The 21930-nt window shown below is 51.0% G+C and carries 21 protein-coding genes; 12 read left to right on the top strand and 9 right to left on the bottom strand.

Annotated elements, in window-relative coordinates; all coding sequences use genetic code 11:
• Positions 1-23: 23 nt before the first annotated feature.
• Together H650_RS02960 and H650_RS02965 are read right to left on the bottom strand one after the other, a co-directional pair.
• Positions 24-1220, bottom strand: coding sequence for a sensor histidine kinase (locus H650_RS02960; RefSeq protein ID WP_016496226.1), 1197 nt, complete (start codon positions 1218-1220; stop codon positions 24-26).
• The gene (locus tag H650_RS02965) at positions 1217-1912 is read right to left on the bottom strand and encodes a response regulator (RefSeq protein WP_044489369.1); all 696 of its coding nucleotides are present in this window, start codon (positions 1910-1912) and stop codon (positions 1217-1219) included. Before H650_RS02965 ends, H650_RS02960 begins: the two co-directional genes overlap by 4 nt.
• Positions 1913-2036: 124 nt before the next feature.
• Between H650_RS02965 and H650_RS02970 the strand changes: the two genes are divergently transcribed.
• Both H650_RS02970 and H650_RS02975 read left to right on the top strand, forming a co-directional pair.
• The gene (locus H650_RS02970) at positions 2037-2825 is read left to right on the top strand and encodes a MipA/OmpV family protein (protein ID WP_044489661.1); all 789 of its coding nucleotides are present in this window, start codon (positions 2037-2039) and stop codon (positions 2823-2825) included.
• A gap of 577 nt (positions 2826-3402) precedes the next feature.
• A complete protein-coding gene (locus tag H650_RS02975; protein ID WP_044489370.1) occupies positions 3403-4974 on the top strand; it encodes a methyl-accepting chemotaxis protein in 1572 nt (523 codons plus the stop codon).
• 239 nt (positions 4975-5213) lie between these two features.
• On the opposite strand, the gene H650_RS02980 is transcribed toward H650_RS02975, so the two are convergent.
• Positions 5214-5483, bottom strand: coding sequence for a hypothetical protein (locus H650_RS02980; protein ID WP_016496231.1), 270 nt, complete (start codon positions 5481-5483; stop codon positions 5214-5216).
• Positions 5484-5774: 291 nt separating this feature from the next.
• Here H650_RS02980 and umuD point away from each other — a divergent pair, with 291 nt between their 5' ends.
• Positions 5775-6209, top strand: coding sequence for a translesion error-prone DNA polymerase V autoproteolytic subunit (umuD, locus tag H650_RS02985; RefSeq protein ID WP_016496232.1), 435 nt, complete (start codon positions 5775-5777; stop codon positions 6207-6209).
• Positions 6193-7455 (top strand): translesion error-prone DNA polymerase V subunit UmuC, encoded by a 1263-nt coding sequence (gene umuC / locus H650_RS02990; RefSeq protein ID WP_016496233.1) that lies wholly within the window; start codon positions 6193-6195, stop codon positions 7453-7455. The genes umuD and umuC overlap by 17 nt, the downstream gene beginning before the upstream one ends.
• Positions 7456-7538: 83 nt before the next feature.
• On the opposite strand, the gene fabV is transcribed toward umuC, so the two are convergent.
• Entirely contained in the window at positions 7539-8732 is a 1194-nt protein-coding gene (gene fabV, locus H650_RS02995; RefSeq protein ID WP_016496234.1) for an enoyl-ACP reductase FabV, read from the bottom strand.
• Positions 8732-9172 (bottom strand): MaoC family dehydratase, encoded by a 441-nt coding sequence (locus tag H650_RS03000; protein WP_016496235.1) that lies wholly within the window; start codon positions 9170-9172, stop codon positions 8732-8734. The genes fabV and H650_RS03000 overlap by 1 nt, the downstream gene beginning before the upstream one ends.
• A gap of 526 nt (positions 9173-9698) precedes the next feature.
• Here H650_RS03000 and H650_RS03010 point away from each other — a divergent pair.
• The 5 genes from H650_RS03010 to H650_RS03030 all read left to right on the top strand — a co-directional run bounded on the left by H650_RS03010 (position 9699) and on the right by H650_RS03030 (position 13914).
• Complete coding sequence (locus tag H650_RS03010) at positions 9699-10886, top strand: acetyl-CoA C-acetyltransferase (protein ID WP_016496237.1); 1188 nt, start codon at positions 9699-9701, stop codon at positions 10884-10886.
• A gap of 34 nt (positions 10887-10920) precedes the next feature.
• Positions 10921-11664, top strand: coding sequence for an acetoacetyl-CoA reductase (gene phbB / locus H650_RS03015; protein WP_238328374.1), 744 nt, complete (start codon positions 10921-10923; stop codon positions 11662-11664).
• A 72-nt stretch (positions 11665-11736) separates the two neighbouring features.
• Positions 11737-12627, top strand: coding sequence for a phosphate acyltransferase (locus H650_RS03020; protein ID WP_016496239.1), 891 nt, complete (start codon positions 11737-11739; stop codon positions 12625-12627).
• Positions 12628-12629: 2 nt separating this feature from the next.
• Entirely contained in the window at positions 12630-13700 is a 1071-nt protein-coding gene (buk, locus tag H650_RS03025) for a butyrate kinase (protein WP_016496240.1), read from the top strand.
• A 10-nt stretch (positions 13701-13710) separates the two neighbouring features.
• Entirely contained in the window at positions 13711-13914 is a 204-nt protein-coding gene (locus H650_RS03030; RefSeq protein WP_238328375.1) for a hypothetical protein, read from the top strand.
• 77 nt (positions 13915-13991) lie between these two features.
• Here H650_RS03030 and smrA read toward each other — a convergent pair whose 3' ends face one another.
• Positions 13992-14555: a DNA endonuclease SmrA gene (smrA, locus tag H650_RS03035; protein WP_016496242.1), complete on the bottom strand. Its 564-nt coding sequence runs from the start codon at positions 14553-14555 to the stop codon at positions 13992-13994.
• A 523-nt stretch (positions 14556-15078) separates the two neighbouring features.
• Here smrA and ogt point away from each other — a divergent pair.
• From ogt to uspE, 3 genes are all read left to right on the top strand, one after another.
• Complete coding sequence (gene ogt / locus H650_RS03040; RefSeq protein WP_016496243.1) at positions 15079-15594, top strand: methylated-DNA--[protein]-cysteine S-methyltransferase; 516 nt, start codon at positions 15079-15081, stop codon at positions 15592-15594.
• Positions 15595-15803: 209 nt separating this feature from the next.
• Positions 15804-16556: a fumarate/nitrate reduction transcriptional regulator Fnr gene (fnr, locus tag H650_RS03045; RefSeq protein WP_016496244.1), complete on the top strand. Its 753-nt coding sequence runs from the start codon at positions 15804-15806 to the stop codon at positions 16554-16556.
• Positions 16557-16700: 144 nt separating this feature from the next.
• Complete coding sequence (gene uspE, locus H650_RS03050) at positions 16701-17651, top strand: universal stress protein UspE (protein WP_016496245.1); 951 nt, start codon at positions 16701-16703, stop codon at positions 17649-17651.
• Positions 17652-17679: 28 nt separating this feature from the next.
• On the opposite strand, the gene H650_RS03055 is transcribed toward uspE, so the two are convergent.
• The 3 genes from H650_RS03055 to pntA all read right to left on the bottom strand — a co-directional run bounded on the left by H650_RS03055 (position 17680) and on the right by pntA (position 21827).
• Positions 17680-18792, bottom strand: coding sequence for a mechanosensitive ion channel family protein (locus tag H650_RS03055; protein ID WP_016496246.1), 1113 nt, complete (start codon positions 18790-18792; stop codon positions 17680-17682).
• 106 nt (positions 18793-18898) lie between these two features.
• A complete protein-coding gene (gene pntB, locus H650_RS03060; RefSeq protein ID WP_016496247.1) occupies positions 18899-20287 on the bottom strand; it encodes a Re/Si-specific NAD(P)(+) transhydrogenase subunit beta in 1389 nt (462 codons plus the stop codon).
• Between the two features lie 10 nt (positions 20288-20297).
• Positions 20298-21827 carry a Re/Si-specific NAD(P)(+) transhydrogenase subunit alpha gene (pntA, locus tag H650_RS03065; protein WP_016496248.1) on the bottom strand — a complete coding sequence of 510 codons (1530 nt, stop codon included), beginning with the start codon at positions 21825-21827 and terminating at the stop codon, positions 20298-20300.
• Between the last annotated feature and the right edge of the window lie 103 nt (positions 21828-21930).

Genomic DNA, 21930 nt, shown 5'->3' on the forward strand with positions numbered 1-21930 from the left:
CTCCACGTTTCGTCAAGAATTCATCAAGAGTGCAATTTTTTTTCGCCGCGACCATCCACAGGGAGAGTGATGCTGATCCGTAATCCGCCTTTTTCGGGCAGCGCCGCGCTGATACTGCCGCCGTGGGCAACACATATCGCCCGCGCGATAGAAAGCCCCAGCCCGCTGCCGCCGGAATGCCTGGCACGGGAGGTTTCCGCGCGGGTAAAGCGATCGAACATGATTGGCAGAAAATCGCTTTCCACGCCCGGTCCGTCATCCTCAAAATCGATCCGCCACGCGCTCCCCTGCTGACTGAGGTGGATCGCAAGCTGGCCGCCCCGCCGGCCATAGCGCAGCGCATTTTCCATCAGCACGATAAAGACCTGCCCCAGCCGGAACGCATCGCCAGTAAACAGCGAAGAGGAACGGGACGTCAGCGCCATAGTTATTCCCGCGGCATCAGCCTGCGGTTTCAGCCAGGCGAGCTGCTCGGCTAACAGATCTTCCAGCGACAGCGGCTGAAGATTAAGCGTCAATTGACCGGCATCGGCCAGCGAAAGCAGATGCAACTCATCCGTGAGGCGGCTCAGGTGCTGTAGCTGTTTCATCACCATCCCCAGTTGTTGCTGGCTGGGTTCAAAGACGCCATCAAGCATCCCTTGCAGGCGACCAATGGCGGCGGTGAGCGGAGAACGCAGCTCGTGCGCCATCGCAACGTGCGACGCGCGCAACTCCCGGTCGTAGCGCGCCAGTTGACGGGTCATGTCATTAAAATCGCTGACAAAACGAACCACTTCGGCGGGCGCATCTTTTACCAGGTCCGCCTGGCGGCCAAATTCGCCTTGCGTGACTTCATCGGCCGCTTCGCGCAGGTGGCTGAACTGTAAAGAGAGTGGCCGGGCGTAACGTAGCCCCATAATCACAATAAAGGGGATCATCACCAGTACCAGCACGCCCACCATGATCCAGTCGGCCGAGGCGATGGAGGGCTTCGAATAGCTTATCCCCCACCATTTATCGACGATCTCATGGAAACGCACCGGGTTCGCCTGCGGGTTGTCCAGCAGGGCGAGGTACTCCGCCTTCACCGCAGACGGCATATCATGCAAAACCCAGAAGTTTTGCACGGCGCAACGCAGCCACATACACAGGGCAATGACAATAACAGTGCCGATAGCCAGCGCGATGATGCGCGCGCAAATCCAGCGCCACAGCGATTGATGAGCACGATTTTTCATGGCTGGCGGAACCTGTATCCAATACCGCGCACATTCGCTAAAACGCCGGTAACACCCGCGTTTTCCAGCTTTTTGCGCAAGTTGTAGACATGCGTATCGACCACGCGCTCCAGCGCTTCGCTCTCCGGCAAACAGTGTTCCAGCAAGTGCTGGCGGGAAAAGGGCAATGTCGGGTGGCGCATCAGCGTTATCAGAATAGAAAACTCCGTTGGCGTCAGTTCCAGGCTGCGCACACTGTTTTCAGCCTGGGTGACCGTTGCGGTGATGGAGACAGTATCCACCTCCAGCGTCTGCCAGCGGAGCACCTCTTCCTGCGTGTTCGTTCGTTTACTGCGCCGCAGCACCGCCTGCACGCGTGCCACCACTTCGCCAGGGTGATACGGTTTCACCACATAATCATCGGCCCCGTATCGCAGCGCCCCTATGCGCTCAGAAGTATCCCCCATGGCGGTGACCATGATCACCGGGACATCGTTAATGCGCCGCAGCGCCGCCAGCACCTCGGTGCCATTCATGCCCGGCAACATGATATCCAGTAAGATCAGATCAGGTTTCCAGCGCTGCGCCATGTCCAGCCCTGTCAGCCCATCTCCGGCCAGCGAAACGTCATAGTTTTCACGTCGCAGATAGGCTTCCAGTACGCTGGCCGCATCGGCATCATCTTCAATCACAAGCACTCTACGGGATATCATTTGCTTACCTTGACCATTTCTTAATAATTCCCTGACCGTTTATTGATATGACCTGTCTATATTCCTTGTCAGGACATGGCGAACCTTCGCCGCAGCATACTACCCCACCCAGCGAGATGTGATGATGATAATGAGAAAAACCGTGTTGTATAGCGCCTGTCCCCTGCTGGCTCTGTTTGCCTCCACAGCCAGAGCCGACGACGCCCCCGCCGTGCAAAACGGAGTGACGGTGGGCATTGGCGGGGAATATGCCCCGCGCTACAGCGGTTCAGACAAGCAACGTGTGCAGGTGGTTCCGGTAATTCAGATCCGCGATAATGCGCTCTTTTTTGATTCGCAAAAAGGGCTGGGTTATGACCTGCAAACCGACAATGGTTTTTATCTGGAACATACGCTGGGTTATGCGTCAGGCCGCGCCGATCGTGATTCTGGCTGGCGGGACGGCGCGGAAAACTTAAAAGGCATGGGCAATATTGACGCCACGCTGAATACCGCGCTGGCGGTTGGCTGGCAAGCCACAGACTGGCTGGTGCTGGAAAGCAAAGCCACCCTGCCACTTACCGACAGCCAGGGGGTGCAGTATCAGGCGTCCCTCACCTTGCTGCCGGTGCAGACCACCCGCGATACGCTGGCTTTCCAGTCTGCCGCGCTGTTTGGCGATAGCCGATATATGAACACGTTTTACGGTGTCAGCCAAAAGCAAAGTCTGCGTTCCGGCTATGCGCGCTACCACGCAGAACAGGGATTTTATGGGATCGATAATAGCCTGACGTGGAGCCATCAATTTGATGCCCACTGGGGAACATTGCTGAGCGCCAATTACACATGGCTGAACGATCACGCGGCTGACAGCCCAATTGTGCTGCGCCGTAACCAAAGCTCAGCGGTCATTGCCATTACGTATACTTTTTGAAAGGTGCGGGAAAAATGGACAAAAACGATTATCAGTTTCTGGCAAAAATATGGTTTGCCTGTGGTGTCGTTTATCTGGCGGCTTATCTGACCTATATCAGCAGTTAACCGTAAAAATACTGTTGCAGTAGCCATAGTGAATGCCGCGCTGGATAGAGAACGCCGTGCGGCATACCAAAGCGACCATATCTGTCTGGTTTGATGTATTTCTTATGCAATAATTCTGAAGTACTTACTTAGGTGATTATTTATTCTCTGGCAATAAATATTGCTCTGTAGATCGGTGCGTTACGGTTTATTGCCGCCATACATTTTATTTACGCGGTTTCTCTCCTCAGTGATATTTCTTTAATTTACGTTAACAATATCAATTTCATTCAAAAAAATTGCTGCATCAAAATTATACAATATATCAACGATCGATCACCTTACAATTGATAGATATAAACTATTGCTTTTCATTTTTATTAAGATTTTAACGATCGATCACTAATCAATACCTTCTCATGGCCGATAAAACGTAGATGCCGACCGCTATAGCGGCCAGGCATGCAGATAAATTTCACTAAGGGAAGACCATGGAAAATACAACAACGATCGGTAAGCCAAAGGGTATAAGTATCAGAAATAAGATAATGCTATCTTTCGGGATATTATTATTGTTATTACTTTTTATTGCCGGAAATGCGATTTACCGGCTTGATGAGGCGAAAAATAAAATATCCAAAATCGTGACTGAAGATTACCCGACCACCGCGCTGGGTAATAATTTAATCCGCGATGTTAATGGTTCAACGACGCTGTTTCTTAATGCGATCATTGAAAAAGATGCAGCTAAAAAAGCACAGTTGATTACAGACCTTGCCGCCAGGTCTGAACAAATAAGCGAACTGTATAAACAGCTGAATAAACAGGCTGATGATGATGCGTCGCAGACTCTGTTAGAGAAAATCACCGCCGCGCGCAGTCTTTATATTCAGTCCCGTAGCAAAGTGATTGGCAATATACAAACCAATCCTGACGCCGCCATGACGGAATATACAACCAATACGCGTAATTATGAAAGTCAGTATATTGAGAAGATTAATAACTTTATCAGCCTGCAACGGGATGAAATGCAAACGTCATATAGTGATTTCTTGCATGATTACAATCTGAGCCGGATGGTGATGATCTTCATTACCCTCATCTGTTTTATATTCGGCATTATTATGGCAATCATTATTTCACGTGCCATTGTTGGCCCTATCAAACATGCCGTTGATGCGGCGATCAGGATCGCGAAAGGCGATCTGGGCACCGAGATAAAAGTCACCTCAAAAGACGAAACGGGGCTGCTGACAGGCGCAATCGGCCACATGCAGGAGGAGCTGAAAAAAATTGTTCTGGAGATCCGCAGCGGCGCGGAAAATATTGCCACTGGCGCATCGCAGATCATGGCCGGCACACGCGATTTATCTGCCCGTACGGAAGAACAAGCGAGTTCCATTGAGCAAACTGCCGCCTCCATGGAGCAAATCTCTTCAACGGTTAAGAATACGGGTGATAATACGGCAAATGCGTCGCAGCTTTCTGCAAGAGCCAGTGACGCGGCGAAAGATAACGGCAAATTGATGACCTCGCTGACGCAGGAAATTCACAATATCAGCAGCTCGGCGGACAAAATGTCTGACATCATTAACTTGATTGATTCTATCGCCTTCCAGACCAATATCCTGGCGCTTAACGCCGCGGTTGAAGCAGCTCGCGCAGGTGAACATGGCAAAGGGTTTGCCGTGGTGGCGCAGGAAGTTCGCAATCTGGCGCAGAAAACGGCGAATTCGTCGAAAGATATCCGGGCGCTGATTGAAAACTCGACACAGCAGAGCGTACGCGGCCTGGAGATGGTGCGTCAGGTGAACGGTAAAATGGACGAAATGGTCGAGAACGTGGATAACGTCTCCAGTATTCTGAAAGAGATCGAACAAGCGAGCCTCGAACAGAGTGACGGCGTACAGCAAATCAACATTGCGATCGGCCAGATTGATACCACTACCCAGCAAAATGCGGCGCTGGTCGAAGAGTCGGTTGCCGCGTCTGAAATGCTCAACGAACAAGCCAGAGTGATGAAAGAGTTGGTGAGCGTTTTCAGGGTTCCGGCGAGCGTTTGACTTTGAACGAACACGATTCGCAGTAAAACGGTGGTGATGAATACGTCGCCGTAAATCGGCGACGTGCGCAACAATCATAGCGTCGGCTGGTCTCCTGCCAGCCGACGCCAATTCCCGTTTCAACGTCAGCCACGGCATCGCCACTCTTTTCCGGCGCGGATGAGACGCCGCCAACAGGCACGAAAATGCTCGTAAATACCCTTATTTTTACAGGTTCAACGCGTGAAACCGCCACACCGTTACGGTTTCCATTGACACTCCAGACCGCAAACCGTCCGGATGAAGTTGCACAGCGCTTGCGCGCCTTCAGCAATAGTTGGAAAGGTTGCCGAATGGTAGATACCTTCGCCATCTGCGCCGAACAGATGTTGATACTCCGGCTTAACATCGATGGAAGTGAACCGCTTTAGGGTCTCGCGATTACAACGAATGCGGTAGCCATTTTTAAAGCGTTGCAGCATATGCACACCGGTGGTGGAATTACCGGTGCTTCTGGCAATATTTAACATCTACGCCTCTCCTTAATACGCGAAAAATAGTAACCCTCACATTACTGAATTTCTGATGCTGTGCTATTTCCCTGCATTTTTTGGCAACAAGTAATCCGGTGTTGTACGCCGGGTTATTAAGCCAGTGGTTTTAAAATGATATTGGTAAGGGCCATCAATATAGAATGGCAACGTTTTCAGCTAAATTCTTTGCTACTTCAAACATTTCCTGAATGCGGCCCGCTTCGCCTCTTGATCAGTGACAGAATTTAGCAATACTGTATATAAACACAGTTAACCAGGTTCATCATCATGCAGTTCATCCCATCGACCGAGAGTGATCGCCTCATTCCCCTTCCGCTCTTTGCTGAGCGCGTTCCTTGTGGCTTCCCAAGCCCGGCGCAGGATTATGTCGAAGAGCGGCTTGATTTAAACAAACTGGTGGTTAAACACCCCAGCGCGACTTACTTTGTCAGGGTAAGCGGGGATTCGATGATCGGTGCGGGGATTAGCGATGGTGATTTGCTGGTGGTTGATCGCTCATTAACCCCAGTGCACGGTGATATTGTTGTTGCGGCGGTTGCCGGGGAATTCACGGTGAAGGAGTTGCGGACCCGCCCTGTTCTCCAGCTCATCCCGCATAATGTTCATTATGCGCCGATTGTTTTCCAGGCCGAGGAAGAGTTGCAGATCTTTGGCGTCGTGACATTTACGTTGAAGTCAAATCGACATGTTCGCGCTTGTTGATGTGAATAACTTCTACGCCTCCTGCGAGACGCTGTTTCGCCCGGATCTGCAGGGGAAACCTGTCGTTGTCGTGTCCAACAACGATGGGTGCATTATTTCGCGATCGCGTGAGGCAAAGGACCTGGGCATAGACATGGCTGCGCCTTATTTCAAAATCAAAGATGAGCTTCATCGTCAGCGCGTGACGGTGTTTAGCTCAAATTATGCGCTGTATGCCGACCTCAGCAATCGTGTCATGTCGACGCTGGTTGAAATCACCCCCTCCGTCGAGCTTTATTCTATTGATGAGGCTTTTATCGATCTGTCTGGCGTATCAAACTGTATTTCACTTGAGGCATTCGGCCATCAGATCCGTAATCAGATTTTGAAAAATACCGGGCTGACAACGGGCGTTGGCATTGCCCCAACGAAAACCCTCGCCAAGGTGGCCAATTATGCCGCCAAAAGATGGGCCAGCGCCGGGGGAGTTGTGGATATTTCCTCCCGGGAGCGGCAACGTAAGTTACTGTTTCACGTGCCGATACATGAGGTCTGGGGCGTGGGACGTCGCATCAGTAAAAAGCTGGCGTTAATGGGCATTGAAAATGCGCTGCAACTTGCCGACAGTTCAACCTGGGTTATCCGTAAACACTTCAATGTTGTGCTGGAACGAACCGTGCGGGAACTGCGCGGCGAATCATGTCTGGCATTTGATGAATTTCCCCCCACCAAGCAGCAAATTATCTGTAGCCGCTCTTTTGGCAAGCGGATCACGCAGTATTCAGATATGCATCAGGCCATTTGCGCCTATGCTGAACGCGCGGCAGAGAAGTTACGCGCGGAACATCAGTTCTGCCGCTTCATCAGCGTCTTTATTCGTACCAGCCCGCATGCGGATAATCGTATTTACTACGGAAATCAGGCATCCGTGACGTTGATGACGCCGACTAATGATACGCGCGACATTATCCGTGCTGCGACAAGCTCGCTGGATCAGATATGGCGGGAGGGGCATCGCTATATGAAGGCTGGCGTGATGCTTTCAGATTTTTTCAGCAGCGGCGTTGCCCAACTCAATCTGTTTGATGAGAATCGCCCCTACGCGAACAGCGCAGCGCTGATGGAAACCATTGATCGTTTAAATACATCGGGGAGAGGAAGCGTCTGGTTTGCAGGACAGGGAATTGAAAAAAACTGGGCGATGAAACGCGACATGCTTTCCCCCGCCTACACCACACGCTATTCCGATCTGCCTGTCGTGAAATAAAGACCGTACAGAAACCATAACCGACCGCGATTTTCATCAACAAATGCGCCGACAGACTGGCGCATTTGTCATATCAGGCATGCTTATGCATGGCTGTACTCTTTTACCAGCTGGCGCAGATCCAGCTCAGAGGAGTAGTCCACGTCCGGCATTGAGAAGCCATTCAGCGCGTAAAACTCGGCAAGATACCCGGCAAAGTCACCAACGGTTTTAAAGTTCTCGGTGGTGACCCGTTTTCTTAGCAACTCCACGGCTTGCTGAACATCCGGGCGCAGCTCGAAATCATCAAGGCGGATCCGCCGCTCCTCATCCGTTACGACGTTGCCCATTGGTGGGTAAAGGTGGTTCAACATCAGCCTGTGCATCTGCTCGATGCAGGTTTCATGCAACCGCTTCTGCTTCATTACCTTGTACAGCAAGGTAATATATAACGGAAACATAGGGATAAAGGCGCTGGCTTTGGTCACCAGCGCTTTGCACACCACCGCATAGGCATGACCATTAATGCGCTGGAGCTGTGCGTCAAGCTGGTCGGCTGTTGCGTGCAGATGGGCTTTCGCCGCGCCTAACGCGCCCTCTTTATAGAGCGGCCACGTTGATTTCGGGCCAGTATAAGAGTACGCCACCGTTTTGAACCCCTCAGCCAGCACACCAGCCGCCGATAACATATCAATCCAGCGTTGCCAGTCTTCCCCACCCATAACTTTTACCGTATCGGCAAGTTGTTGTTCGGTCACCGGTTCCAGCGTTTGATTCACCATCTTGCGGGTTTCCAGGTCAAAACCCGGGCCGGAAAAGGCTTGCCCGCGCACGCCAAGCGTCGAGGTGTAGCGCGTACCATCCGGGCAAATTCGCACGCCAGAGGCAACCGAATAGACAAGCAGATCAATGCTGCCGCCAAACTCCTGCTTGATGTACGCAATCACGTCGTTGCGGGTCGTATCGGAAAAAGCATCCGCGATAAAATTTTTCGCGATAAGCCCTTTCTCATGCGCCCGGCGACGAAAAAAAATATTGTTATACCATCCGGCGCTGCCTATACCTTTTTCGCCCGGACTTTTTTCAAATGAAACGCCAATCGTATCGGCACCGCCACCAAAGGCCACCGCAATGCGTGAGGCCAGCCCATATCCGGAAGAGGCACCAATCACCAACACCTTGCGCGGACCATAGATTTCCCCATGCGACTCAACATAGTTAATTTGTTTATCAATGCCCTGGCGTAAACCTTCAGGATGGCAGTTTTTAGCCACATTGCCTTGAATAATAAGCTCCATCAGTTCACCTCCTCAGCCAGCGCTTTTTCCAGCGGCGGCAGAACGACGGCTTCACCGACAATAACCTTATCCCCATGCTGATTGGTGCACGTGGTTTTGAGCCGCACCCGGTTTTTTTCGCAATTAATCGCGATAACTTCCGCCGTCGCCGTAATCGTATCGCCAATAAATGTTGGCTTAATAAATTTGAGATCCTGGCCAAGATAAATAGAACCGTTGCCGGGCAGTTTATTAGCAATTACCGCCGAGATGAGCCCACTTACCAAAATACCATGAACAACACGTTGCCCGAATATACTTTCCCGCCCTGCACTCTCATCCAGATGAACGGGATTGGTATCGCCAGATGCCAATGCAAAATCTGCGACGTCATTATCCGTCAATGTTTTTTTAAACTCTGCACACTGACCAATATGCAAATTGTGGATTGAATTAACCATAAAGCACACGTCCTTTTCAGATATATTTTGAAAGCGTTTAACGGAAGCATTTAGAGAAACAACTAATTGTATCCATATACACCTTTTTCCCCCAACCTCGTCAACCCCCATAGAATTGTCATTAGCTATAAGAATGGATTTATATTTATCTTTTCAGATACAGAGTATGTGTAAACTGCCCCTTAAATTAGATTTTTTACTTAAGTCGAAAATTGCCATACAGCGCCACCCCCGTAGCTACCCGAGGAGAAGAAAGCGTTTTATCAATAAGATACCTCCGGTGCCAACAAGAAAGATCTACACGCAATCCTTATTAAAGTTTAAGAAAAAGATCATGGCCAATGAATTAATGATGAATGAAAAAACCACCAGGCAAATGCAGTAAATAAGGTTAATTACAGAAAAATAAGAAACATTGTAATTTTAACGCCATTGTTAACAACTTTTAAGTATTGACGCATATCAATACTGTAGAAAAATCTCTGCGCATTAATAGTTGAATCATTTAAATCAAAAGGTAATACAAATGAAGGACACGGATATTGTCGTTCTTGATTGTGCAAGAACTGCTATCAGCGTACTAAATGGATCGCTTGCTGAAATTAGTGCGCCGCAATTAGGCGCCACGGTGATTAAAGCGCTTCTGAAAAAAACAGGTATTGCAGCAAAAGAGATCGATGAAGTTATTATCGGCCAGGTACTTACCGCAGGCAGCGGGCAAAACCCGGCGCGCCAGACGTTAATTCAGGGAGGTATTCCTGTCGATGTTCCGGCACTAACAATTAATAAAGTGTGTGGTTCGGGGTTAAAAGCGCTGCAACTGGCATGGCAGGCGCTGAAATGTGGTGATGCCGAATTAATTATTGCCGGAGGGCAAGAAAGTATGAGCCAGGCACCGCATGTTTTACCCCATTCACGTAACGGCATGAAAATGGGTAACTGGCCAATGCTGGACAGCATGGTGAAGGATGGCCTCTGGGATGCTTTTCATGATTATCACATGGGGATCACCGCCGAGAATGTGGCCGAAAAATATGCGATCACACGTGAAGAACAGGATGCTTTCGCCCTTGCGTCACAACACAAAGCGGCAATCGCGTTAGAAACGCATCATTTTGCCAGTGAAATTGTTCCGGTTGACATCACCCGCCCCCGTAAAGAACCCGTCCTGTTTGATACCGATGAATTTCCCCGTCCGCAAACATCGCGTGAAGGTTTAGCCAAACTCCGACCAGCCTTTAAAACCGATGGCACCGTTACCGCCGGTAATGCCTCTGGCGTTAATGATGGTGCAGCAATGGTTATCCTGGCAACGGCGAAAAAAGCGCGTGAGCTGGGGATCAAGCCGCAGGCCAGGATCGTGGCGTTCGGTACTTCAGGCGTCTTGCCAGAAATAATGGGAACCGGCCCCATCACGGCATCTCGTCATGCGCTAACCAGGTCGAACTGGCAGGTTGATGAGTTGGATCTTATCGAAGCCAATGAAGCCTTCGCCGCTCAGGCCATCGCCGTCAACCGGGAAATGGGCTGGGATCTCTCCAGAGTGAATGTCAATGGCGGCGCGATTGCGCTCGGCCACCCTATCGGTGCATCCGGCACGCGAATTTTTGTCTCTTTGCTCCATGAAATGCAGCGCAGAAAAAGCAAAAAAGGTCTGGCAACGCTGTGCATCGGCGGTGGTATGGGTATCGCCGTCACCGTCGAAATGGAATAACGCCGCGATGAAGAATGTTATTTAACGTGAGGAAATGATGATGGGTAAAGTTGCGCTTGTGACCGGTGGGATCCGCGGTATTGGTGGAAAAATCAGCCTTCGCTTTCTGCTGGAGCATTACCAGGTTATCGCCATTGATACGGATGCGGATCGCCTGAAAGAGTGGGTTGAGATCCAGCGAGAAGCAGGGTTTGCCAAAGCCGACGCTATTCGCTGTGACGTCAGCGATTACGCGCAGTGTCAGGACACGGTCGGTACACTGCTGAAGCAATATGGTCATATCGATGTTCTGGTAAACAACGCGGGTATTACCCGCGATGCAACCTTTAAAAAAATGGATAAATCGCAATGGGATGCGGTTATTCAGGTCAATCTGAACAGCATGTTCAATATGACCAAACCCGTTCTGGATAACATGCTGGCTAACCAGCGCGGGCGCATCATTAATATATCGTCGATAAATGGTCAGAAAGGACAGTTTGGCCAGACTAATTATTCTGCCGCCAAAGCGGGTGTGCATGGTTTCACGAAAGCACTGGCGCAGGAGGTAGCACGTAAAAATATTACCGTTAATACCATCTCCCCTGGCTACATCAACACCGAGATGATGCAGGCCATCCCCACCGATGTACTGGAAGCTATTGTGGCGCAAATTCCCGTTGGTCGCCTCGGCGAAGCCGATGAAATCGCCGAACTGGCCCTGTATCTCGCCAGTGATAAGGCCGGGTTTATTACCGGCTCCAATATTGCCATCAATGGCGGCCAGCATATGTATTAAAGATATGCCATTTCCGGGCCTCACCGGTGATACATCTGGTGAGGCAATATTGGGGACTCAGGATTTTTTATCATGCTTGAAAAATTAAGTTCGTTTGTTGAGCTTGCGCGCAGGAAAAGGCCGAAAATAATTGCCGTTGCCGCAGCAGAAGATTCTCATGCACTCGAAGCCATTAAGTGGATCAGAAATGACGGGCTGGCAGAGGCCATTCTGATTGGTTGCCGGGATAAAATAACCTCGCTCGCCGAACATCTTAAATTTGATATCAGCCATATCGAAATAATTGATATTCCAGATAAAACAGAAGCCTGCAAAGCGGCGGTGAGCGTCGTTAAATCCGGGCGAGCGCATATTTTAATGAAAGGACTTGTCGATAGCGCCATTTATTTGCGAGCGATTTTAAATAAAGAGACTGGCATTGCGGCATCGCGGCTTGTCACGCAATTAGCGTTTATCGAAAGCCCGCATTATCACAAGCTGTTTGCAATCACTGATGCCGGTATCACTATTACACCTGATCAGCGAGATAAAGCCACGATGATTGCCCAGTCGGTTAATGTTCTGCATCAGGTTGGTATTGCGGTGCCCAAAGTCGCGCTGATTGCCGCCGTTGAGCATATTACGCCTGCAATCGCCGCTACCGTGGATGCCGCGGCGCTGAGCGGCATCGCTTATGATAACTGTATTGTTGAAGGGCCGCTGTCCATCGATCTGGCTTTTAATAAAGAATCCTGCCGACATAAAGGGTTGCATTCGCAGGTCGGCGGCGATATTGACCTGGCCATCCTTCCGGATATCAACAGCGCCAATGTCTTTTATAAAACGGTGATGCAGCTTGGCGGAGCATTGAGCGCAAGCACACTGACGGGAACAACAAAACCGGTGGTATTTACCTCGCGATCAGACAGCGCTAAAACAAAATATTTTGCTATTGCTTGTGCGATATCTCAATGCAAGGACTGACTATGTATATTTTGGTGATAAATCCAGGTTCAACGTCTACAAAAATTGCGGTATATAACAACCGCACGCAGCTTATTTACCGCACATTTAACCATGATGAAAAAGAGATGGCGGCTTTTTCCACGATTCTGGATCAAAAAGCCTTTCGCAAGCAGATTATTCTCGACATATTGCAGGAACATGGTTTTCGCTTAAATGACATTGATATATTTATCGGGCGCGGTGGTCTGGTTCGTCATTTGCAAAGCGGCGTTTATCGTATTAATGATGACTATATTCACGATGCCAGTGTCGGCCTGAACGGTGAACATGCTTCTAATCTGGGTGCCATATTGGCCTGGGAACTCGCGCGGGCGGTAAATAAAGAAGAGATGGCGTATACCGTTGATCCTGTCGTCGTCGACGAATATGACCCGATAGCAAAAATATCCGGAATGCCGGAGATTTCACGCGTTGGAGCTTTTCACGCGCTGAATCAAAAAGCTGTCGCGCACCGTTATGCCACGGAAACAAACCGCCCCTATTCCACGCTTAAATTGATCGTGGCCCACTTAGGTGGCGGCATCAGCGTGGGCGCTCACCGCGAAGGTCGTATTGTGGATGTGAATTCAGCCCTGGGCGGCGATGGGCCATTCTCGCCGGAACGCGCAGGCCGCCTTCCCAGCTATGAATTATTAAAACTGTGCTTTTCAGGGCAGTACACGTATGCGCAATTGAAGAAGAAGTTGATTGGCGAAGGCGGCGTATATGGTTATCTCGGCACCAAGGATATCCGTGACGTTGAGCAACAGATTATGGATGGGAATAAAAAAGCGCAGGACATTCTGGAAGCCATGGCCTACCAGATAGCCAAAGAGATCGCCTCGTGCGCCGCCGTACTGGAGGGTTGGGTCGATGCCATCATCATTACCGGCGGCATCGCCTATAACAGAAGAATTGTCGAACTTATTCGTCAGCGCGTCAGTTTTATTACATCTGAAATCGTCGTTTATCCTGGTGAGGATGAAATGTTCGCGCTGGCCGATGGTGTACTGGCAGCGATGGAAGGTCAAAGGGAGTTAGTCGAATACTGAAGAGGTATTAATGATGGGTAAAAAGAATATTGCATTGTTTCCAAATCAAATCTCCGTGACGAAATCTAATGGCAATGTATGCCTGCACATCGATTTCAACGATGGACAGGAGGATATTTCAATTGAGCTGAATAGTTCGGAGGCAGAACATCTTTCAAGCGCGCTGGGTACCCGGCAAAATGAAATTCTTATTGCGGCCGAATATGCCGATTAAAAAAACAACGGGAACCGGTCTGGTTCCCGCCTTTTATTTATCATTCGCAAACTAATTACCCGACACCACCGCGATCTTCAACGGCTGCGTTTCGCATGCCGTTCCCAGTTATCCTGCTTCGCCTGCTCAGATTTGCGGATCGCAACATAGCAAGCGCCACTTCCGCCGTGGTGCGGCAGCGCGGTGCAAAACGCCTGAACCTCATCGAATTCAGGTAGCCAGCGCGCCAGATAACTCCGAATGATATTCGCATGCGAACCGTCTTCACGCGCTTTACCATGAATGATAAGCACATTGCGTAGCCCATCCTGGCGCGCATGATACATAAAACGAAACACCATTTGTCGGCACTGTTCAACCGGCTGGCGCAGTAAGTTCAGGCTTGCCTGTTGGCCATATTTTCCCTGGCGCAATTTATCAAGCACCCCTTGCTGCAGGCCTTCTCGTTTGAACTCCAGCGGTGAATCAAGCGGCACGATATCAAGAAACCCGGTGGTCAGAAAGTTGTCGAGTTGCAGCGTGTCGACGCGTTGTAGCGTGCGCGAATTGTGGCTCGGTTGCCAGTGCACATCGGCACTGCGCTTCAGGGGTTGGACATCTTCCATGGCGTCAAGGAAAAGCAATTTGTCGTCAGGGTTCATAGGGCAGTCCTCCGGCTACTTCAGCCCCCGTACTATAGCTGGCAGGGCCTGCGCTCACAATGCCTGGTGGCAAAATGGCTTTTGCACCCGAAAAAAATAATAGCGAATGGTTCTCCTGGACGATATTCCAATAACATCACTCTTAGTAATGTTATGAAAAACTCAACTTAAGAAAAATTAATATTCTGAATTTCAGTTAAATTAACGTGAAATCAATCACCAATTCTTACTGGAAATATGATGAAGGAACGCTATAACTATATTTACCGCGCAAGGATGAAAATGCATAAAATAACGAACGGATGCGCTGCTGTGTGTACTGTAGAGCCTGACGGATGTCGGCAGGCTCTATTTTTTTATTCGCGAAATAAGCGCAATATATCATCTATTAAATAATGCATACTTCGCTGGCTATTATTTCACCAGCTTATTTCTTTACCCAGAATATAGTCTCTTTCGGGGTATAGCAGCATCGCTGGACGTTTGGTAAATTGGCGCCGTTGCCCACTGAAAAGGATGCCAGATGCTGACTTTACTTGAAGATAATATTTCCACGCCGCTTGGCCCGCTTTGGGTGCTGTGCGATGAACAATTCCAGCTTCGCGCGGTTGAATGGGAAGAACACAGCGATCGGATGGTTGAGTTATTAAATATCCACTATCGCCGGGAGGGTTACCAGCGCGTGGCAGCGCATAATCCGGGCGGGCTAAGCCAAAAATTGCAGGACTATTTTGACGGCGATCTGGCAGTGATTGAAACTCTGCCGACGGCAACTGGCGGCACGCCTTTTCAGCGCGACGTGTGGCAAGCGCTACGCACCATCCCCTGTGGTCAGGTCATGCATTATGGTCAACTGGCGGTAAAACTAGGACGTGCAGGTGCCGCGCGTGCGGTCGGCGCAGCGAATGGTTCAAATCCGGTGAGTATTGTCGTGCCCTGCCATCGCGTTATCGGCAGTAACGGCACAATGACGGGATATGCGGGCGGCGTGCAGCGAAAAGAGTGGTTGCTACGCCATGAAGGGTATCTTCTATTGTGAGAAAAAACGCACATTTAGCGTTCTTTTCACCCTCTTTTGTGGTAAAAGCCTTAGCGAAATGATGGAATTTCAAAGAGATGGTGCAATGTCATCTCTTTTCATTTCTGCCTCCCGTTTTATAAATCGTGAATTGACGTTTTACCGGGCTTACGCGGCCAGTAAAAAGCTGTTAAAATTGACCAATATCAATTACGGCGTTGAGCAGACCTATGATCCCGGAAAAGCGAATTATACGACGCATTCAGTCTGGCGGTTGTGCAATCCATTGCCAGGATTGCAGCATTAGCCAGCTTTGCATCCCCTTTACTCTTAATGAACACGAGCTGGATCAGCTCGATAACATCATTGAGCGTAAAAAGCCCATCCAGAAAGGTCAGACTTTGTTCAAAGCCGGGGATGAATTGAAATCGCTGTACGCTATCCGCTCCGGTACGATCAAAAGCTACACCATTACTGAACAGGGCGACGAGCAGATCACAGGTTTCCATCTGGCGGGTGATTTGGTGGGCTTTGATGCCATTGGTACTGGCCATCATCCGAGCTTCGCGCAGGCTCTTGAAACATCGATGGTCTGTGAAATCCCGTTCGAAACGCTGGATGACCTCTCGGGTAAAATGCCCAATCTGCGTCAGCAGATGATGCGTTTGATGAGCGGCGAGATCAAAGGCGATCAGGATATGATCCTGCTGCTTTCGAAGAAAAATGCAGAAGAACGCCTGGCGGCATTTATTTATAACCTCTCACGCCGTTTTGCACAGCGCGGTTTCTCCCCGCGTGAATTCCGCCTGACGATGACGCGTGGCGACATCGGCAACTATCTGGGTCTGACGGTGGAAACCATCAGCCGTCTGTTAGGCCGTTTCCAGAAGAGCGGCATGCTGGCGGTGAAAGGAAAATATATCACCATTGAAAATAGCGACATGCTGGCGCAACTGGCCGGTCATGCGCGTAACGTTGCCTGATTTTTTCCCCGCCTGATATCCCCTTTGCCGGGTCATTAATTTATCTGATTTATTGATCTGGCGAAGGCTTTCCCCTGTTTCATTCAGCACTTATGGGTTATCTTTTACTGACAGACTGTGGTGACAGATGTAAGGAGACCCTGTATGGCTAAGTATCAGAATATGTTGGTCGCCATCGATCCCAATCAGGACGATCAGCCAGCGTTACGACGTGCTGTGTATTTGCATCAACGGATTGGCGGCCGCATTAAAGCGTTTTTGCCTATCTATGACTTCTCTTACGAAATGACCACCCTTCTGTCCCCAGACGAGCGTACCGCAATGCGCCAGGGCGTCATCAGCCAGCGCACCGCGTGGATCCGCGAACAGGCGAAATACTATATCGACGCGGGTGTGCCAATCGAAATCAAAGTGGTCTGGCACAATCGTCCCTTCGAAGCCATTATTCAGGAAGTTCTGGCAGGTGGACACGATTTACTGCTGAAAATGACCCACCAGCATGACAAACTGGAATCCGTTATTTTTACGCCGACCGACTGGCATCTGCTGCGTAAATGCCCGTGCCCAGTGTGGATGGTGAAAGACCAACCCTGGCCGGAAGCCGGACGTGCAGTGGTCGCAGTCAACCTTGCCAGCGAAGAGATTTACCACAACTCGCTGAATGAAAAGCTGGTCAAAGAGACGCTGCAACTGGCCGAACAGGTAAACCACACCGAAGTTCATCTCGTTGGCGCTTACCCGGTGACGCCTATCAACATCGCGATTGAACTGCCGGAATTCGATCCCAGCGTATACAACGACGCCATTCGCGGTCAGCACTTGCTGGCAATGAAAGCGTTACGGCAGAAATTTGGCATTGATGAAAAACTCACGCATGTGGAAAAAGGGTTACCCGAAGAGGTGATCCCGGATCTGGCTGAACATCTGCAGGCAGGGATTGTCGTGCTTGGCACCATCGGGCGCACCGGTATCTCCGCCGCCTTCCTTGGCAACACCGCCGAGCAGGTGATTGATCATCTGCGCTGCGATCTACTGGTCATTAAACCGGATGAGTACCAGACGCCTGTCGAACTGGACGACGACGAAGACGATTAAACAAGCAACCCGCCGCAAGGCGGGTTTTTTATACGGCCGTTTGTTCCCCCTGTGGCTCTGCGGGTGGCGTTTCGACAGCCACTCCCCCTTTCACCACTACGCACGGCAGCGCCAGCTCAATCTCCTCTGCGGCGAGATGTTCCATGATGCGGATATTGATTTCTTGCTGGATATCCATGTAGGTGTTGTAGTCCGCCGAGTTGACGATATGCACCACTTCAAAATTCAGCCGATCGGTACCAAACCCGAGGAAATGGGCGCGGTCAAAGCGCGTGTTGCCAACATCAGTGATGATGCTACGCACCATCTCGCCGACTTTACGCAGCTTTTCCGGCGGCGTAGTGAGCGCCAGACCAAAAGTGAAGACGATGCGCCGGGTCTGCATACGTTTGTAGTTATGAAGCGTTTGCTGAAGCAGGATGGCGTTACCGCAGACGATTTGTTCCCCGCTCAGGCTACGAATACGCGTCGTTTTCAGGCCAATATGCTCAATGGTGCCGGCAACGTCGCCGAAAACGACAAAGTCACCAATCTCAAAAGGTTTATCAAAACCGATAGAAAGCGAGGCGAAAACATCGCTGAGAATGGTTTGTACCGCCAGCGCAATGGCGATACCGCCCACGCCAAGGCTGGCGACCAGCGCGGTAATGTTGACCCCGACATTCGCCAGAATCGATAGCAGCATCATCGTCCACAGCATCATGCGCAGCAGCAGACCCGCAATCACCATGGTGACCGGGTTTTTACTGGTATTGGGCGAATACATTAAGTGACGCATCCACGACACCACGCCCTGATCAAGCCAGAGGGCGATTTGGATCGCCAGCACTAAAAACCAGGCGTGCCCGAGCGTGTTAAACAGGTGATCGGGGAGATCGACAAACCGCAGGCTGAAGAGTAACGCCGCCACAAAGAGCAGGAATTTGCTGGTGCGTCTGAGCATATCCACCACAACATGCTGCAGCCTGCCGACGCCGCTCTGCTTTTCACTCCAGTTACGCGCGCCTTTCAGCACCATATTCAGTAAGTAGGTGAACAGCCAGTAGACAACCAGCGTAACAATAACCACCGTGGCAAGACCAATCCAGAATGATGGCAGCATCACTATGGATATGAAGTCAAAACGTGACAAAAACGTCATCCTTCCTCCTCATAAAAAACATGAAGATAAAAGTATAGACACTCTGCTTTCGTCCACGCGGACCAAAAAAAACCGCTCCGAAGAGCGGTTTTTCAGGCGGTACGCATTACAGCGCTTTGAGGATAGCGTCGACGCTGGCTTTGGCATCGCCAAACAGCATCTGCGTGTTCTCTTTGAAGAACAAGGGGTTTTGCACGCCCGCGTAGCCAGTGTTCATGGAGCGCTTAAACACAATCACGTTTTGCGCTTTCCACACTTCCAGCACCGGCATACCCGCGATCGGGCTCTTCGGATCATCCTGCGCCGCCGGGTTAACCGTGTCGTTCGCACCGATAACCAGCACGGTGTCGGTGTCGGCGAAATCATCGTTGATTTCGTCCATTTCCAGCACGATGTCATACGGCACTTTCGCTTCCGCCAGCAGCACGTTCATATGGCCCGGCAAACGTCCGGCAACCGGGTGAATACCGAAACGCACCTTCACGCCGCGCGCGCGTAGTTTCTCGGTGATTTCCGCCACCGGATACTGCGCCTGCGCCACCGCCATGCCATAGCCCGGGGTGATGATGACCGAATGCGAGTTTTTCAGCAGCTCTGCGGTCTCTTCGGCATTGATTTCGCGGTGCTCGCCCGCCTCTTCATCGCTACCAGTTGAAGAACCGTCCGTACCAAAACCACCGGCAATCACGCTGATAAAGGAGCGGTTCATCGCCTTACACATTATGTAAGAGAGGATCGCACCGGAAGAACCGACCAGCGCACCGGTCACGATCAGCAGGTCATTGCTGAGCATAAAGCCCGCCGCCGCCGCCGCCCAACCGGAGTAGGAGTTCAGCATGGAAACCACGACCGGCATATCCGCACCGCCGATAGAAGCGACCAGATGCCAGCCAAACACCAGCGCAATTATCGTCATCACCAACAGCGCCAGCACTTGCAAGCCGACACTTTCGGTGCGCACAAACACCAGCAGCAGTACGAAGGAAACCACCAGCGCCGCCAGGTTCAGTTTGTGGCGATGCGGCAACATCAGCGGCTTAGAAGAGATTTTCCCGCGCAGTTTACCGAAAGCGACAATAGAACCGGTGAAGGTCACCGCACCAATAAAGATGCCGAGGAACACTTCCGTCAGGTGAATATTCACCAGCACCGGATCCAGTCCCACTTCGTGATCGAGATAGCTGTTAAAGCCTACCAGTACCGCAGCCAGGCCGACAAAGCTGTGCAGCACCGCCACCAGCTCTGGCATTTCGGTCATTTCCACTTTCTTCGCCAGGCGAATACCAATCGCGCCGCCGATAATCATCGCCACTAAAATCCAGGCGACATTGCCGGTGTCCGGGCCAAAGATGGTTGCAATCAGCGCAATCGCCATCCCGGCGATACCAAAGTTATTTCCCTGCTGGGACGTTTCGTGTTTTGAAAGTCCCGCCAGGCTGAAAATAAACAGGATCGCGGCAACAATGTATGCAGCTGTAACTAATCCTCCAGACATCTGTTACCCCTTAGTTCTTCCGGAACATTTTCAGCATGCGCTGAGTGACGGTGAAACCACCAAAAATATTAATGCTGGCAATCAGTACCGCAATAAAACTCAGGAAGCTGACCCAGCCGCCGTGACCAATCTGCAACAGCGCGCCGACCACGATAATGCCGGAAATGGCGTTAGTGACCGACATCAGCGGCGTGTGCAGCGCATGCGAGACGTTCCACACCACGTAGTAACCGACCACGCAAGCCAGCGCGAAAACGGTAAAGTGGCCGAGGAACTCTTTCGGTGCAACATTGGCAAGCCAGCCAAACAGAATGATCGCCAGTGCCATAAAGGCATATTTCCGCCACGGCGAAACCGGTTTGGCCTCTTCTTTTGGTGCCGCAGCCGCTTTTGGCGCAGTCTGCGGCTGTGCAGAAACCTGAATCGGCGGCGCAGGCCAGGTAACTTCACCGTCGCGAACCACGGTAACCCCGCGAACCACAACGTCATCGAAATCGACAACCACGTTGCCATCTTTTTCAACACACAGCAGTTTCAGCAGGTTCACAAGGTTGGTGCCGTAAAGCTGGGAAGACTGCGTAGGCAGACGTCCTGGTAAATCGGTATAACCGATCACTTTCACGCCATTGGCGGTGGTGCTGACCTCGTTCGGTACCGTGTATTCGCAGTTACCGCCGTTTTGCGCAGCAAGATCCACAATAACGCTGCCCGGCTTCATGGAATCAACCATTTCACGGGTGATCAGCTTCGGTGCCGGTTTCCCCGGGATAAGCGCCGTGGTGACAATGATGTCGACATCTTTCGCCTGGGCTGCGAAGAGTTCCATTTCTGCTTTGATAAAGGCTTCGGACATCACTTTCGCATAACCGTCGCCGCTGCCCGCTTCTTCCTGGAAATCCAGCTCCAGGAACTCGGCGCCCATACTCTGCACCTGCTCTTTGACTTCAGGGCGCGTATCGAACGCACGCACAATGGCCCCAAGGCTGTTAGCCGCGCCAATCGCCGCCAGACCGGCAACGCCTGCGCCAATCACCATGACTTTCGCCGGCGGCACTTTGCCCGCCGCCGTGATCTGCCCGGTAAAGAAACGGCCGAATTCATGCGCCGCTTCAACAATCGCACGATATCCCGCAATGTTGGCCATTGAGCTCAGCGCATCCAGCGACTGGGCGCGGGAGATACGCGGCACGGAATCCATTGCCATCACGGTAATGTTACGCGCAGCCAGCTTCTCCATTAATGCCGGATTTTGCGCAGGCCAGATAAAACTCACCAGCGTCGTGCCCGGATTAAGCAGCGCGATCTCTTCGTCATCCGGCGCGTTAACTTTAAGGATAACGTCCGAGTGCCAGACGTTGCTCCCATCGACAATCGTCGCGCCGGCCTGGGCGAACGCATCGTCATCGAAACTTGCCAGCTTGCCCGCGCCGCTTTCAATCGCGACGGTAAAACCCAGTTTAAGCAGTTGCTCGACCGTTTTCGGCGTCGCAGCAACGCGGGTTTCATTGGCCAACCGTTCTTTAGGTACACCAATACGCATAGTTTTCCCTTCCATCGGTTTTAGATGATGGTTTGTCAGTGGTTCCGGCGCGGTTATTTACGCAACGCTGCGGAAAATAAAACAGTAACAAACTTTCTATAAC

It is taken from the genome of Enterobacter sp. R4-368, from assembly GCF_000410515.1.
In the GTDB taxonomy this organism is placed as follows: Bacteria; Pseudomonadota; Gammaproteobacteria; order Enterobacterales; family Enterobacteriaceae; genus Kosakonia.

Excerpts from the sequence above, each read along its gene's own strand:
- H650_RS02960 (WP_016496226.1), bottom strand. The coding sequence starts at position 1,220 with ATGAAAAATCGTGCTCATCAATCGCTGTGGCGCTGGATTTGCGCGCGC.
- H650_RS02965 (WP_044489369.1), bottom strand. The coding sequence starts at position 1,912 with ATGATATCCCGTAGAGTGCTTGTGATTGAAGATGATGCCGATGCGGCC.
- H650_RS02970 (WP_044489661.1), top strand. The coding sequence starts at position 2,037 with ATGATAATGAGAAAAACCGTGTTGTATAGCGCCTGTCCCCTGCTGGCT.
- H650_RS02975 (WP_044489370.1), top strand. The coding sequence starts at position 3,403 with ATGGAAAATACAACAACGATCGGTAAGCCAAAGGGTATAAGTATCAGA.
- H650_RS02980 (WP_016496231.1), bottom strand. The coding sequence starts at position 5,483 with ATGTTAAATATTGCCAGAAGCACCGGTAATTCCACCACCGGTGTGCAT.
- umuD (WP_016496232.1), top strand. The coding sequence starts at position 5,775 with ATGCAGTTCATCCCATCGACCGAGAGTGATCGCCTCATTCCCCTTCCG.
- umuC (WP_016496233.1), top strand. The coding sequence starts at position 6,193 with ATGTTCGCGCTTGTTGATGTGAATAACTTCTACGCCTCCTGCGAGACG.
- fabV (WP_016496234.1), bottom strand. The coding sequence starts at position 8,732 with ATGGAGCTTATTATTCAAGGCAATGTGGCTAAAAACTGCCATCCTGAA.
- H650_RS03000 (WP_016496235.1), bottom strand. The coding sequence starts at position 9,172 with ATGGTTAATTCAATCCACAATTTGCATATTGGTCAGTGTGCAGAGTTT.
- H650_RS03010 (WP_016496237.1), top strand. The coding sequence starts at position 9,699 with ATGAAGGACACGGATATTGTCGTTCTTGATTGTGCAAGAACTGCTATC.
- phbB (WP_238328374.1), top strand. The coding sequence starts at position 10,921 with ATGATGATGGGTAAAGTTGCGCTTGTGACCGGTGGGATCCGCGGTATT.
- H650_RS03020 (WP_016496239.1), top strand. The coding sequence starts at position 11,737 with ATGCTTGAAAAATTAAGTTCGTTTGTTGAGCTTGCGCGCAGGAAAAGG.
- buk (WP_016496240.1), top strand. The coding sequence starts at position 12,630 with ATGTATATTTTGGTGATAAATCCAGGTTCAACGTCTACAAAAATTGCG.
- H650_RS03030 (WP_238328375.1), top strand. The coding sequence starts at position 13,711 with ATGATGGGTAAAAAGAATATTGCATTGTTTCCAAATCAAATCTCCGTG.
- smrA (WP_016496242.1), bottom strand. The coding sequence starts at position 14,555 with ATGAACCCTGACGACAAATTGCTTTTCCTTGACGCCATGGAAGATGTC.
- ogt (WP_016496243.1), top strand. The coding sequence starts at position 15,079 with ATGCTGACTTTACTTGAAGATAATATTTCCACGCCGCTTGGCCCGCTT.
- fnr (WP_016496244.1), top strand. The coding sequence starts at position 15,804 with ATGATCCCGGAAAAGCGAATTATACGACGCATTCAGTCTGGCGGTTGT.
- uspE (WP_016496245.1), top strand. The coding sequence starts at position 16,701 with ATGGCTAAGTATCAGAATATGTTGGTCGCCATCGATCCCAATCAGGAC.
- H650_RS03055 (WP_016496246.1), bottom strand. The coding sequence starts at position 18,792 with ATGACGTTTTTGTCACGTTTTGACTTCATATCCATAGTGATGCTGCCA.
- pntB (WP_016496247.1), bottom strand. The coding sequence starts at position 20,287 with ATGTCTGGAGGATTAGTTACAGCTGCATACATTGTTGCCGCGATCCTG.
- pntA (WP_016496248.1), bottom strand. The coding sequence starts at position 21,827 with ATGCGTATTGGTGTACCTAAAGAACGGTTGGCCAATGAAACCCGCGTT.